General features: G+C 59.0%; 11 protein-coding genes. 8 read left to right on the top strand and 3 right to left on the bottom strand.

What is annotated here, in order from left to right; translation table 11 throughout:
• Window positions 1–31: 31 nt before the first annotated feature.
• The 5 genes from ACQZ5N_RS05190 (at window position 32) to ACQZ5N_RS05170 (ending at window position 7,437) form a co-directional block, all read left to right on the top strand.
• A complete protein-coding gene (locus ACQZ5N_RS05190; protein WP_448732300.1) occupies window positions 32–1,576 on the top strand; it encodes an ABC transporter substrate-binding protein in 1,545 nt (514 codons plus the stop codon).
• 126 nt (window positions 1,577–1,702) lie between these two features.
• Window positions 1,703–3,145 carry a M20 family metallopeptidase gene (locus ACQZ5N_RS05185; protein WP_448732299.1) on the top strand — a complete coding sequence of 481 codons (1,443 nt, stop codon included), beginning with the start codon at window positions 1,703–1,705 and terminating at the stop codon, window positions 3,143–3,145.
• A gap of 517 nt (window positions 3,146–3,662) precedes the next feature.
• The gene (locus ACQZ5N_RS05180; protein WP_003524584.1) at window positions 3,663–4,592 is read left to right on the top strand and encodes a sugar ABC transporter substrate-binding protein; all 930 of its coding nucleotides are present in this window, start codon (window positions 3,663–3,665) and stop codon (window positions 4,590–4,592) included.
• A gap of 239 nt (window positions 4,593–4,831) precedes the next feature.
• Entirely contained in the window at window positions 4,832–6,373 is a 1,542-nt protein-coding gene (locus tag ACQZ5N_RS05175; RefSeq protein ID WP_059753249.1) for a sugar ABC transporter ATP-binding protein, read from the top strand.
• A gap of 32 nt (window positions 6,374–6,405) precedes the next feature.
• Window positions 6,406–7,437 (top strand): ABC transporter permease, encoded by a 1,032-nt coding sequence (locus ACQZ5N_RS05170; protein ID WP_003524582.1) that lies wholly within the window; start codon window positions 6,406–6,408, stop codon window positions 7,435–7,437.
• Window positions 7,438–7,518: 81 nt separating this feature from the next.
• On the opposite strand, the gene ACQZ5N_RS05165 is transcribed toward ACQZ5N_RS05170, so the two are convergent.
• Window positions 7,519–8,274: a gamma-glutamyl-gamma-aminobutyrate hydrolase family protein gene (locus ACQZ5N_RS05165; RefSeq protein WP_020813283.1), complete on the bottom strand. Its 756-nt coding sequence runs from the start codon at window positions 8,272–8,274 to the stop codon at window positions 7,519–7,521.
• 304 nt (window positions 8,275–8,578) lie between these two features.
• Between ACQZ5N_RS05165 and ACQZ5N_RS05160 the strand changes: the two genes are divergently transcribed.
• Window positions 8,579–9,676 carry a TRAP transporter substrate-binding protein gene (locus tag ACQZ5N_RS05160; RefSeq protein ID WP_003524575.1) on the top strand — a complete coding sequence of 366 codons (1,098 nt, stop codon included), beginning with the start codon at window positions 8,579–8,581 and terminating at the stop codon, window positions 9,674–9,676.
• A 384-nt stretch (window positions 9,677–10,060) separates the two neighbouring features.
• On the opposite strand, the gene ACQZ5N_RS05155 is transcribed toward ACQZ5N_RS05160, so the two are convergent.
• Window positions 10,061–11,530 carry a TRAP transporter large permease gene (locus tag ACQZ5N_RS05155; RefSeq protein ID WP_003524574.1) on the bottom strand — a complete coding sequence of 490 codons (1,470 nt, stop codon included), beginning with the start codon at window positions 11,528–11,530 and terminating at the stop codon, window positions 10,061–10,063.
• A gap of 32 nt (window positions 11,531–11,562) precedes the next feature.
• Window positions 11,563–12,102, bottom strand: a complete 540-nt coding sequence (locus ACQZ5N_RS05150; RefSeq protein WP_020813285.1) for a TRAP transporter small permease subunit — start codon at window positions 12,100–12,102, stop codon at window positions 11,563–11,565.
• 415 nt (window positions 12,103–12,517) lie between these two features.
• On the opposite strand from ACQZ5N_RS05150, the gene ACQZ5N_RS05145 reads away from it, so the two are divergent.
• Both ACQZ5N_RS05145 and ACQZ5N_RS05140 read left to right on the top strand, forming a co-directional pair.
• Window positions 12,518–12,742, top strand: coding sequence for an aa3-type cytochrome c oxidase subunit IV (locus ACQZ5N_RS05145; RefSeq protein WP_003524572.1), 225 nt, complete (start codon window positions 12,518–12,520; stop codon window positions 12,740–12,742).
• Between the two features lie 69 nt (window positions 12,743–12,811).
• Window positions 12,812–13,345: a hypothetical protein gene (locus ACQZ5N_RS05140; protein WP_448732298.1), complete on the top strand. Its 534-nt coding sequence runs from the start codon at window positions 12,812–12,814 to the stop codon at window positions 13,343–13,345.
• The last annotated feature ends 10 nt before the right edge of the window (window positions 13,346–13,355 follow it).

Genomic DNA, 13,355 nt, shown 5'->3' with positions numbered 1-13,355 from the left:
CAATATCAACGACAACAAAGAGGGTAGAACAGTGAAAAAACTTCTTCTCGCAGGCGTTGCCCTGCTGGTAACGGCCAATATCGCGGCGGCCCGCGACATCACCATCGCCCAAAGCTCGGATCTGCGCAGCAACAATCCCGGCGTGAACCGCGACGGCAATACGGATGGGGTGATCCTGCACATCGTCGAGGGCCTTGTCGGTTATAACAATGCCGGCGAGGTGAAGCCGCTTCTCGCTGAAAGCGTCGATGTTTCGGGCGACGGCCTGACCTATACGTTCAAGCTGCGCAAGGATGTGAAGTTCCACAATGGCAAGCCGCTCACCGCGGAGGATGTCGTCTGGAACTGGACGCGCTATCTGAAGCCGGAAACCAAATGGGCATGCCTCAACGATTTTGCTGAGGGCGGGGCAGCACACGTCACCGGCGTCAAGACCACGGATGCATCCACGGTTCAGATTACCCTTGAAAAACCCTCCGCCGTTTTCCTCGGTCTCATGTCGCGGCCGGAATGCGGTTATACCGGCATGATCTCGCCGGAATCGGTTGCTGCCGATGGCAGCTTCGTCAAGCCCATTGGCACCGGACCGTTCCAGTGGGACGAGTGGAAGAAGGGCGAATATATCCGCCTCGCGAAATTTGCCGATTATGTTTCGCCGGTAAATGACGGCAAGCCGGACGGTATGGTCGGCTCCAAGCGGCCGCTCGCCGATGGCATCAAATTCATGGTCATTCCCGATGCCTCGACCGTGAAGGCCGGGCTTGAATCGGGCGTGCTGGACACGGCCGAAATTTCGCCCGATCTCATTCCGGAGTTCAAGACCAATGAGAAGATGCAGCTCATCGTCGCCCGCAACAACGGCAAGAACCTGTTCTACATCCAGACCCGGGACAAGGTGCTGAGCAATCCCGGCGTGCGCCGCGCCATGGCGATGGCGCTCGATCTCGATGAACTGGTCGCTGCCGCATCGAACGGTACTGGCGAAGCCAACGGCTCGATGGTCTCGCAGGACTCGGTTTATTATGACGAGGCCCAGAAAAAGCGCCCGGCCTATGATGTCGAGGCCGCGAAAAAGGAGCTGGAGGCAGCCGGTTACAAGGGCGAGCCGATCTCCATCATCGCCAACAAGCGTGGCAACGTGCCGAGCTTCCCGGCTGCCGTCATGGCGCAGGCCATGATGCAGCAGGCGGGTCTCAATGTGCAGATCGAGGTGCTGGACTATGCCACGCAGGTGGATCGTCGCCGCTCCGGCAATTATCAGGTGATCTCGCAGTCGGTCGCCCCGCGTCTCGACCCGGCGCTGATGTATGCCTTCTATGTCGGCAACAAGGACAAGAATGCCTCCCTGATGTGGGACGATCCGAAGGCGATAGAGTTGATGAAGGCCGCTTATGTGGAGGCCGATCAGACTAAGCGCCAGAAGATTTTCGACGAGTTCCATGAGCTGATGCTGAAGGAAATGCCGGGCATCTTCCTTTACGACATGGTCGATGTCTGGGGCGCGACGAAGAAGTTGAAGGGCCAGCCGGTCTGGCAGTCGAACGCCCGTCTCTGGGAAGTCTCGGTCGACAACTGATTCACTATGCCCGCGCCGGAGGCGGACCCCGGCGCGGGCTTTCCATCATAGAGCGTAAGGATTTGGCGGTGCATCTGCCGAAGCGCTTGCGCGTGCCCGCAAAGGGCGGAAATGCGAGGAAAAGCCATGAACCGTGATGCCGTGATGTCGATTGCCGCCGAAGTCGAGGCAATAAAGCCCGATTTCATCACCTTGAGCGACAGCATCTGGGATTTTGCCGAACTCAAATTCGAGGAGCAGCAATCTGCCGGCGTTCTGGCGGGCGCGCTCGAGGAAAATGGCTTTGCGGTTCGCCGTGGAGTGGCAGGCATGGAGACGGCCTTCATAGGCGAATTCGGCAGCGGCAAGCCGGTCATTGCTTTTCTCGGTGAATTCGATGCGCTGGCCGGCATGAGCCAGGTGGCCGATGTGGCCGAGGTGCAGCCGCGCGAGGCGGGCGCCACCGGCCATGGCTGCGGCCACAACCTGCTTGGCGTCGGCTCATTGATGGCCGCTATTGCGCTCGCCCGGCATCTGAAAGCCAATAATCTACCCGGCGCCGTGCGTTATTACGGTTGCCCCGGCGAGGAGGGCGGTTCCGGCAAGACCTTCATGGTGCGCGCCGGGCTGTTCGACGATGTCGATGCGGCGCTGACGTGGCACCCCGCGCCCTTCAACGGCGTGCGCTCGACCAATAATCTGGCCGTGCTGGAATATTTTTACCGTTTCAAGGGTGTTGCGGCCCATGCCTCCAACGCTGCCCATCTAGGGCGTTCGGCGCTCGATGCCGTCGAACTCATGAATGTCGGCGTCAATTTCCTGCGCGAACACATGCCGCAGGATTGCCGGGTGCATTATGCAATCACCGATACCGGTGGCAAGGCGGCGAATGTGGTTCAGGCCAGGGCGGAAGTGCTCTATCTGATCCGTGCCCCGGAAATGCGCCAGGCGCTCGATCTTGCCGCGCGGGTGGACAAGGTGGCGCGCGGCGCGGCGATGATGACCGAAACAGAGGTGGAAATCGTCTTCGATACCGCCTCCACCAATCTCCTGCCCAACATCACGCTGGAAATGGCGATGCATGAAAACATGGTGACGCTAGGCCCCATCGCCTTCGACGAGGCGGATATCGCTTTCGCCAAACGCATTCAGGACACTTTCACTGACGAGGCGATCAAAAGCAGCATCCGGCTCTACCAGATCAAGGGCGATGTCTTTTCCAACCGGAAGATCGATGGATCGACACCCCTGCATCTCGGCCTGCGGGATTTCGAGGGCCAGTCGCATTTTAGGGCGGGTTCCACCGATGTCGGTGATGTGAGCTGGGTGACGCCAACCGCACAGTGCTGGACGCCCGCCTGGGCGATCGGCACCAATCCGCACACCTGGCAGGTGGTGGCGCAGGGCAAAAGCCCCGCCGCCCACAAGGCCATGGCCCATGCCGCCAAAGCACTCGCATCGACCGGCTTTGTGCTCATGACCTCGCCTGAACTGCTCGCCAATGCTAAAAGGGAGTGGCAGGAAAAGACCGAGGGCAGCAAATATGTCTGCCCGATTCCCGCCGATGTCATGCCCGGTTCCCATCGATAGAATGTGGTGCACCAACACGCCCATTCTACTGAACCCGTTTCCTTACCGCGTATTTTCGCCGGTGGAATGGTGCCTCACATGGGCGCGGCAAGCGAAAAGATGTGACCCGCCGGTGGCCTTGCCAATGGCGGGGTCTGCGGGTCCGGCATTGAAAACGGACCTTCCGCCATATTCCTCGTGATCCTCGGTTTCGGCCCGAGGATCCATGATTTCAACGGCTTATCGATCCTCGCCTGATGGGTGGGGGCGACGTTGAAAAAGCTTCGGCTCGGTTCTCGGCAATACGCCCCCGAGCTCCTTCCTCCTGAAATCCTCCTTAATCACCGCCTTGTGTGCCGCTTCGCCGCCTTGCCGTGAAGAAAGCATTGACGTTCGGACCAAAAATGGAATAAATATATCGAACAGGCAGAAAATCGGTTTCATTATTCCGTTTTCTGGCTGTGAGGAGGTAGCGGCGGGCTCTCGGGTTCGCCTCCGGCTGGGAGAGGTGGCGCCGGACACCGAGGAGGAGAAAACAATGAAGAAATTTATCATCGGCGCAGCCATGTCTGTGCTTCTGGGCACGGCGGCGCATGCGGAGACCGTAGGCGTCTCGATGGCGCTGTTCGACGACAACTTCCTGACCGTGCTGCGCAACGGTATGCAGGATTATTCCAAGGAACTGAAGGGCGTGACCCTGCAGGTCGAGGACGCCCAGAACGACGTCGCCAAGCAGCAGAGCCAGATCCAGAATTTCATCGCGTCCAAGGTCGACGCGATCATCGTCAACCCGGTTGATACGGATGCGACGGCGGCCATGTCGAAGCTCGCCGCCGACGCCAAGATTCCGCTGGTTTACGTCAACCGCCAGCCGGTGAACGTCGATAGCCTGCCGGACGGCCAGGCATTCGTCGCCTCCGATGAGACGGTGGCCGGCACGCTTGAAGCGAAAGAAGTTTGCCGCCTTCTCGGTGGCAAGGGCAATGCGGTCATCATGATGGGTGAGCTTTCCAACCAGGCGGCGCGCATGCGCACGCAGTCTGCCAAGGACGTTCTGAAGACCGACGAATGCAAGGGTATTTCGGTCGTTGAAGAGCAGACCGCGAACTGGCAGCGCACGCAGGGTTCCGACCTCGTGACCAACTGGCTCTCCAGCGGCATCGAATTCAATGCCGTCATCGCCAACAACGATGAAATGGCGATTGGCGCGATCCAGGCCCTGAAGGCCGCAGGCAAGGACATGAAGAGCTATGTCGTCGCCGGCGTTGACGCCACGCAGGACGCCCTTGCCGCGATGCAGGCGGGCGATCTGGATGTGACGGTATTCCAGGATGCGGCAGGGCAGGGCAAGGGCGCTCTCGATGCCGCGCTGAAGCTCGTCAAGGGCGACAAGGTGGAGAAGAAGGTCTACATTCCTTTCCAGCTCGTCACGCCTGAAAACGTCAAGGACTACGTGGCCAAGAACTAACGGCCGCCTTCCGGCATCTGCGCCCGTTCAGATCGATATTGGAGGCAGATGCCGGTTTCCGACGGCGCCGAAGACAAGCTTCGGTGCGCAAGCGGATTACGATTGAATTTCAGTGAATTCAAAGTGTTGCAGCGCCTTTCATGTCGTGATCGGCATGGCGCTGCAAGCCTCCCCGGAGGCAAGGTGCGCCGTCTGGCGAAGCCTGTTTCCGGTCATTTTTGTCTATTGTGGAGGATGAGATGGTCGTCAGTCCATCGACAATGGCCGCCGTGCGCGCCAGCGGAGCCGTGCCGAATGCGGAGTATCTTCTCGCGGCGGAAGGCATACGCAAGGAATTTCCCGGCGTCGTGGCGCTTGATGATGTGCAGTTCAAGCTGAAGCGCGGTACCGTGCATGCGCTGATGGGCGAGAATGGCGCCGGAAAATCGACGCTGATGAAAATCCTGGCCGGCATCTACCAGCCGGACAGTGGCGAAATTCGCCTGAAAGGCGCCGACATACGTCTCGATTCCCCGCTCGATGCGCTGGAAAACGGCATTGCCATGATCCATCAGGAACTGAACCTGATGGCCTATATGACGGTGGCGGAAAACATCTGGATACGACGCGAGCCGAAGAACCGGCTGGGCCTTATCGATCACGGCGAAATGTATCGCCGCACCGAAACGCTGCTGGAAAGGCTCGGCATCGATCTCGACCCGGAAACCCGTGTCGGCGAGCTTTCGGTGGCAAGTCGCCAGATGGTCGAGATCGCCAAGGCGGTTTCCTATGATTCCGATGTTCTCATCATGGACGAGCCGACATCTGCGTTGACGGAGCGCGAGGTCGAGCATCTCTTCCGCATCATCCGCGATCTCCGGGAACGCGGTATCGGTATCGTCTACATCACCCACAAGATGAACGAACTGTTCGAGATCGCCGATGAATTTTCGGTTTTCCGCGACGGCAAATATATCGGCACCCACGCCTCGACCGATGTAACGCGTGACGACATCATCCGCATGATGGTGGGCCGTGAAATCACCCAGATGTTCCCGAAGGAAGAGGTTCCGATCGGCGACGTGGTGCTTTCGGTCAAGAATCTCACGCTCGACGGCGTTTTCCATGACATTTCCTTCGAGGTGCGCGCCGGTGAAATTCTCGGCGTTGCCGGCCTTGTCGGATCGGGCCGCTCCAATGTGGCGGAAACGGTGTTCGGTGTAACGCCCGCATCCTCGGGCACGATTGCAATCGACGGCAAGCCGGTTTCGATCGACAGCCCGACGAAGGCTATCAGTCACCGCATGGCGTTCCTGACGGAGGATCGCAAGGACACGGGATGCCTGCTGATCCTGAATATTCTGGAGAACATGCAGATCGCCGTCCTGCAGGACAAATATGTCGCCAATGGCTTCGTGCAGGAAAATGCGCTGTCGGATGCCTGCGAGGAGATGTGCCGCAAGCTCCGGGTCAAGACGCCGCATCTTTACGAGCGCATCGAGAACCTGTCTGGCGGCAACCAGCAAAAGGTGCTGATCGGCCGCTGGATGCTGACCAAGCCGCGTATTCTCATTCTGGATGAGCCGACGCGCGGCATCGATGTCGGGGCCAAGGCGGAAATTCACAAGCTGGTTTGCGAGATGGCGCGCCAGGGCGTCGCCGTCATCATGATTTCCTCCGAAATGCCGGAGGTTCTGGGTATGAGCGACCGTGTCATGGTCATGCATGAAGGTCGGGTGACGGGCTTCCTCGATAGAAGTGAAGCCACGCAGGTTAAAGTGATGGATCTCGCATCGCGGTGAGGCGCGCCGGGATTTCTCGAGGAGGAATGACTATGAATACGAACGCCGCCGCCAACACAGAGTTGGACGCAAAATCCGGACGCAAGCCGCACCGGCGCATCCCGCCGGAGGCCAATATCTTTTTCGTGCTGATCGGCATCGCGCTGGTTTATGAAATTCTCGGCTGGATTTTCATCGGCCAGAGCTTCCTGATGAACCAGCAGCGCCTGACGATCATGATCCTGCAGGTCTCGGTGATCGGCATCATCGCGGTTGGTGTCACGCAGGTCATCATCACCGGCGGTATCGATCTCTCTTCCGGTTCCGTCGTCGGCCTGACGGCGATGCTGTCCGCCAGCGTGGCGCAATCATCCACATGGCCGCGGGCGCTTTACCCGGGGTTGACCGATCTGCCCTTCTTCATACCGCTCGCCGTCGGGATATTGGCTGGCGCCCTTGCGGGCTTCATCAACGGGCAACTCATCGCCCGCACCAAAATTCCGCCCTTCATCGCAACGCTTGGCATGATGGTGACGGCGCGTGGTCTTTCTAAGTGGTATACGAAGGGCCAGCCGATCTCCGGTCTGACGGACGGTTTCAACTTCATCGGCACGGGCATCTGGCCGGTCGTGGTGTTCCTCGTCGTTGCCGTCATCTTCCACGTGGCGCTGCGTTACACCCGCTACGGCAAGTTCACCTATGCCATCGGCGCCAACCAGCAGGCGGCACGCGTGTCCGGTATCAATATCGAGGCGCATCTGATCAAGGTCTACGCCATTGCTGGACTGCTCGCCGGTCTTGCCGGTGTTGTCACCGCCGCCCGCGCACAGACGGCGCAGGCCGGCATGGGCGTGATGTATGAACTCGACGCCATCGCCGCAGCCGTCATCGGCGGCACATCGCTCGCCGGCGGTGCCGGCCGCATCACCGGAACGGTGATCGGCACCATCATCCTCGGTGTCATGACGTCGGGCTTCACCTTCCTCCGGGTGGACGCCTATTACCAGGAAATCGTCAAGGGCCTGATCATCGTGGCCGCGGTCGTTGCCGACGTCTACCGACAGAAGAAACGCGCAAAGCGCTAAATCCTCCTCCCAGACTTGGGGCAGGCCTTCAGGCTTGCCCCTTTTTTGTGTTCCTGTGAGCCGAGGGGGATCGGCTAAGGTTCATGCCTTGCTGTTTCGATAGTCGTGGACGGCCTTGCCGAAGGCCTCGAACAAAGCGCGCGACGGCGCGTCGGTCTCAGCCCAATATTCCGGGTGCCATTGCACGCCGACGGCAAATCCCTTGGCGTCGATGACTGAAACGGCCTCGATGGTGCCGTCTGCCGCTGTCGCCTCCACCTGCAGGCGCGGCGCGGTTTCGGCGATTGCCTGCCGATGCAGCGAATTGATCTGGATTTCACCCGACATGCCGAGATGCTGTGCGATGCAGGAGCCTTCGCGCACATGCACCGGCTGGCGGATGGCGAAGGCCACGTCGCGGTCGTCATGTTCCGGCTTGCGATGGTCCCATATGCCGGGCTGTTCCTGAATTTCGGACGCAAGCGTACCGCCCAGCGCGACGTTCAGCTCCTGAATACCGCGGCAGATGGCCAGCATCGGGATGCCGCGTTCGATGGCGCGGCGGATGAGCGGCAGGCTGGTGGCGTCGCGGGCCTGATCGAACGGGCCGTCACTTTCCTGCGCCTCTTTTCCGTAAAGGGCAGGATGCACATTGGTGGCGGAGCCGGATACGAGCAGGCCGTCCACCCGGTCGAGAATGGCGTCTACCTCGTTCCCGTCCTCGAAGGCCGGAACGATGAAGGACATGACACCAGCCACTTTCAGCGCGGCGGAAACATACTGGTTCTGCGCGGCGTGCCAGTCGGCTCCGGTGAAATGCCGGATGTCGGCGGGAACGGCGATAATGGGTTTTGGCATGGTGGCTCCGGGACGAATCTTCGAAATTTGTGCGACTGCCGGCTGGCCAAGTCAAGCACGCGTTTTGCGTTATGACGATCCTTTATGCGCCTAAAGTATAAGGCGATGCCGGGATATTTCAGTCGAAAATAAAATACGAAGCAGAGTTTCCAAGAATTCCCCGAAAGGCCGGTTTTTCCGCGATTAATTCTTGGTGCGGGTGCTTGTCAGCCGGGCCGTAACCGTGCTTACTTTGCTGTGATGCCTGAACAGCAACGAGGGGAATTCAAAGCTGCGGGCAGCGTTCATATCTGGGAGGATATAGATGGATCGCCGTTCCTTTATGAAAAAAGGTGCGCTTGCGGGAGCTGCCACGGCAGCGCTGGCCGCGCCCGCCATTGCACAGCAGAATACCAAGATCAACTGGCGCCTGACGTCGTCGTTTCCGAAATCGCTCGACACGATTTATGGCGGCGCGGAAGATATTGCCAAGCATGTCGCCGCCGCAACCGACGGCAATTTCACCATCCAGCCCTTTGCCGCCGGTGAAATCGTGCCCGGCCTGCAGGCGGCCGATGCCGTATCATCCGGCACGGTGGAGATGTGCCACACCTGCTCCTATTATTACGTCGGCAAGGATCCGACCTTCGCCATCGGCACGGCCATACCTTTCGGCCTCAATGCCCGCCTCACGAACTCATGGTTCTATGAAGGCAACGGCAACAAGCTGCTCAACGAGTTTTACGCCAAGCACAATCTCTACGGTATGATTTCGGGCAATACCGGTGCGCAGATGGGCGGCTGGTTCCGCAAGGAAATCAATACCGTCGACGATTTCAAGGGCGTGAAGATGCGCATCGCCGGTCTGGCCGGCAAGGTGGTGGAAAAGCTCGGCGTGGTACCGCAGCAGATTGCCGGCGGCGATATCTATCCGGCGCTGGAAAAAGGCACCATCGACGCGGCGGAATGGGTCGGCCCTTATGACGACCACAAGCTCGGCTTCCAGAAGGTGGCGAAATATTACTATTATCCCGCTTTCTGGGAAGGTGGCCCGGTCATCCATTCCTTCGTCAATCTGGAGAAGTGGAACAGCCTGCCGAAAAACTACCAGACGGCGCTGCAGGACGCCTGCGCCTTCGCCAACACCAGCATGATGGCGAAATACGACGCGAAAAACCCGATCGCCATCAAGCAGCTCGTCTCTGAAGGTGCGGTGCTCAGGCCGTTCAGCCAGGAAATCCTCGAGGCCTGCTACAAGGCCGCGCTGGAAGTCTATGCTAATATTTCGGCCTCCAATCCGGACTTCAAGAAGATCTACGAAGATCAGGTCGCCTTCAAGCGCGAAGGTTATCTGTGGATGCAGCTTGCGGAATACACGTTCGATACTTTCATGATGATCCAGCAGCGTAACGGCAAGCTCTGATTATTCGGTGACGGCGGACCGAGCAAAGGCCCTGGGGATTTCGGTCTCCGGGGTTTTTGTTGCGCGCGCATGCCTTCACGCATCCGACAACAAAGGATGATTTACGATCAATTCCGTTGTGGGCAAAAGCAGCAGGCTCCGCGACCAGCCGGAGTGTCGGCGAGGATTGGCCACGCCGACCTCGGCAAAGGCCTTGCTCTCAACTGTGGAGGTGATGCGATGTGGAAAACGCTGAGCATTGCATTCGTCATTAGGAAAAACCGGACAGGCTGGTCAGTGACTGTCCGGTTCCATTTCTAAAGAGAATAAACGGAAGGCAGGGGCGCAACCCTGTCTTCCACTCCGCAATCATAAGCGTTTCGCCTAGTCCTTACAAGACGCCGATCAGGGCCCGATCTTCGGGGGCTCGCCAAGATTCGGCATGCCCGGCAATCCACCCGGCTGGCCGAAATTGGGCATGGTGTTGCCACCCTGATTGCCGAAGGCGGGCACTTCGATCTTGATGGAATTCAGATCGACCTCGGGCGCCTTGTCCAACCAGTAGGTGACGGATTCCGGCCAGAAGATCACGATGGCGACGAGGATGAGCTGCATGCCGAGCCATGGGATGGCGCCCATGTAGATATCCGATGTCTTGACCGTGCGCGGCGCGATGGAGCGCAGGTAGAACAGCGCAAATCCGAAGGGCGGGTGCATGAAGCTCGTCTGCATGTTGATGCAGATCAGAACGCCGAACCAGATGAGGTCGATGCCGAGCGACTGGGCGATCGGCGCCAGCATCGGAATGACGATGAAGGCGATTTCGAAGAAATCGAGGAAGAAGGCGAGGAAGAAGATGAAGATGTTGACGAAAATCAGGAAGCCGATGGGGCCGCCCGGAATGCCCGACAGCATATGCTCGATCCAGAGCGAACCGTCCATGCCCTGAAAGACGAGGGAGAAGCAGGTGGCGCCGACCAGAATGAACACTACCATGGAGGTAATATGCATGGTGGAATGCATGCCCTGCTTGATGAGGTCCCAGGTGAGGCGGCGGTGCGCGGCGGCCAGCGCCATGGCGCCAACGACCCCGAGCGCACCGGCTTCGGTGGGCGTTGCGAGGCCGAGGAAGATGGTGCCGAGCACGAGGAAGATCAGCACGATGGAGGGGATCATGCCCGCCAGCACACGGAACACCAGCGCCCGGTTGAGCTCTCCCCGCGCTTCCGGCGGCAGCGCCGGCAGGTCCTTCGGCCGCACGACCGACATGAACAGGATGAAGAGCATGAAGATGGCGACCTGCAGGATTGAGGGGCCGATGGCGCCCAGATACATGTCGCCGACGGATTTGCCGAGCTGGTCGGCAAGCACGATCAGCACCAGCGAAGGCGGGATGACCTGCGTGATCGTTCCCGATGCGGCGATGACGCCGGTGGCAAGCCGAGGATTATAACCATATTTCAGCATGATCGGCAGCGAGATGACGCCCATGGTGATGACCGAGGCGGCAACGGTGCCGGTAATCGCGCCAAGGATCGCGCCGACGATGATGACGGCATAAGCGAGACCGCCCGGAATGGCGCCGAACAGTTTGCCGGTCCCTTCAAGCAAATCTTCCGCAAGCCCGCATCGCTCGAGGATCGCGCCCATGAAGGTGAAGAAGGGGATGGCGAGCAGAAGGTCGTTCGAGACGATGCCGAAGATGCGCAGCGGCAGGGCCTGAAGAAAGGCCGGTGAAAAATGCTCCGTGAAGATGCCGATGACACCGAAAACGAGACCGACGGTGGCGAGCGAGAAAGCAACCGGAAATCCGTAAAGCATGAAGATGATCATGCCGAGGAACATCAGTGGCGGAAGAATACCATATTCGAACATGGGAAATATCCTGAAGGTTCAGATCGGTGCGATCATTGCAGGGGTTTTTCGTACTTCGTATCGAGCGCATAAAGCCCGTTGAGGGCGCCTATGCGCTTGATGAGTTCGGAAAAACCCTGAAGAACCAGAAGGGCGAAACCGGCGAAGATGATGAATTTCACCGGCCAGCGGATGAGGCCGCCGGCATTGGAGGACATTTCGCTCTGATGCCAGGATAGCGTGAACATGGGCCAGGAAAGCCAGGCGAGGTAAAAGCAGCCGGGAAGCAGGAACAGCACGATGCCGATAATGTCCACCCAGATGCGGCTGCGCGGTGAAATCGCGCCATAAATGATGTCCACTCGCACATGTTCATTCATGCGCAGCGTGTAGGATGCACCGATCAGCACGATGAAAGCGAACATGTACCACTGGATTTCCAGCCAGCCGTTTGAACTGTAGTTCAGGGCGTAACGGACCATGGCATTGCCGGCGCTGACGAGGCAGCAGATGAGCACGAGATAACCGGCAACCTTGCCCAGAGCTTCGCTTGCAAGGTCTATCAGCGCACTTAGTTTTAAAAGCGATTTCATAACTTTCCCCTCTTCCCTTTTCGGGCCCTTTGCGGGTTTATGGCGGAGAGCAAAGCCCGGCGCCCCTGCTGCGGCCACGCCTCCACGTGCTTCCGCTGCCACAGGTTCCAGAGTTCCTCCCCACAGAATCCCGTGTATGGTCAGGCGGTTCGAAAAGCAACCAAAACCACCATGAAACAGCTTGGCGGACCGCCCTTTTCAACCGTTTGCGAAAGAATGTTGCCCTATGACATGTTTTGCCCGGTTGAGCGGTAACGATGCATGCCGTTGCCGCTCTTTCACTGAGAACGCATTGCGCTTTTCGGCGACTTCATGTTACCTCTGGCTACGGAGAATCCGGCATGGGCCCGTGATCGTTCGCGGGCAGATTTTCCCGCACGACGGGCATGGCGGATGGAGCACAAGGGGAAGCGGAATGAGCGAACACCACACGGGTCCTGTCGAGGTCGGCGCCGAGATGAACTACGCCGAGCACGAAAAGACCTATAACGGTTTTCTGGCCTTGACGAAGTACGGCACCATGATGCTGTGCGTGCTGATGCTGGCCATGGTCGCGGGTTTCTTCACCACCGCCGGCTTCCTTGGTGGTCTGGTCGTCTTCGTCGTGCTGTCGGCTGCGGGTTTCTTCCTGCTGCGCTGAACGATCCCGTTCATGAGCGGTTCCCGTTGCGGGGACCGGGCGATGCCGGATAACCGGAAAGGCCAAGCCATGAAGCGTCTGTTATATTGTCTGTTTCTGCTGGTGGCGGTTACGCATCCCGCTTTGTCACGCGATCTCTCACCTGCCGAGCAGGACAGTCTTCGCACGCAGATAGAGCGATTTCAGACGGCTTTGAGCGCGCAGGATTTCGATGTCGTCGGCAAGACGGTGCCGCCGAAAATCTTTGAATTCATCGCAGGCGAAGCGGGTATTACCGTGGAGCAATTGCGTGGCGCTTTGACCGCGCAGATGCAGATGGCGCTCGCGGCCGTCAAGATAACCGAGTTCACCATGGATACGCAGGCGATCAGCCTTGCGCAAACGTCTGATGGAACGCCCTATGCACTCATTCCGACCAGGACGGTTATGGAAACCGGCGGCCAGACGATCGAGGCGAAATCCCACACGTTGGCGCTGATGGACGGTGCGGACTGGTATTTGCTGCGGGTGAGCGACCAGCAGCAGGTCACTATCCTGCGCAAGGTCTATCCGTCCTTCGCCGAGGTGGTGTTTCCAGACGATTCCATGCAGCCGGTGAAATAGTCCCGTCTTC

It is taken from the genome of Agrobacterium sp. 22-221-1 (assembly GCF_053522445.1).
This window is presented reverse-complemented; position numbering and strand designations above follow the sequence as displayed.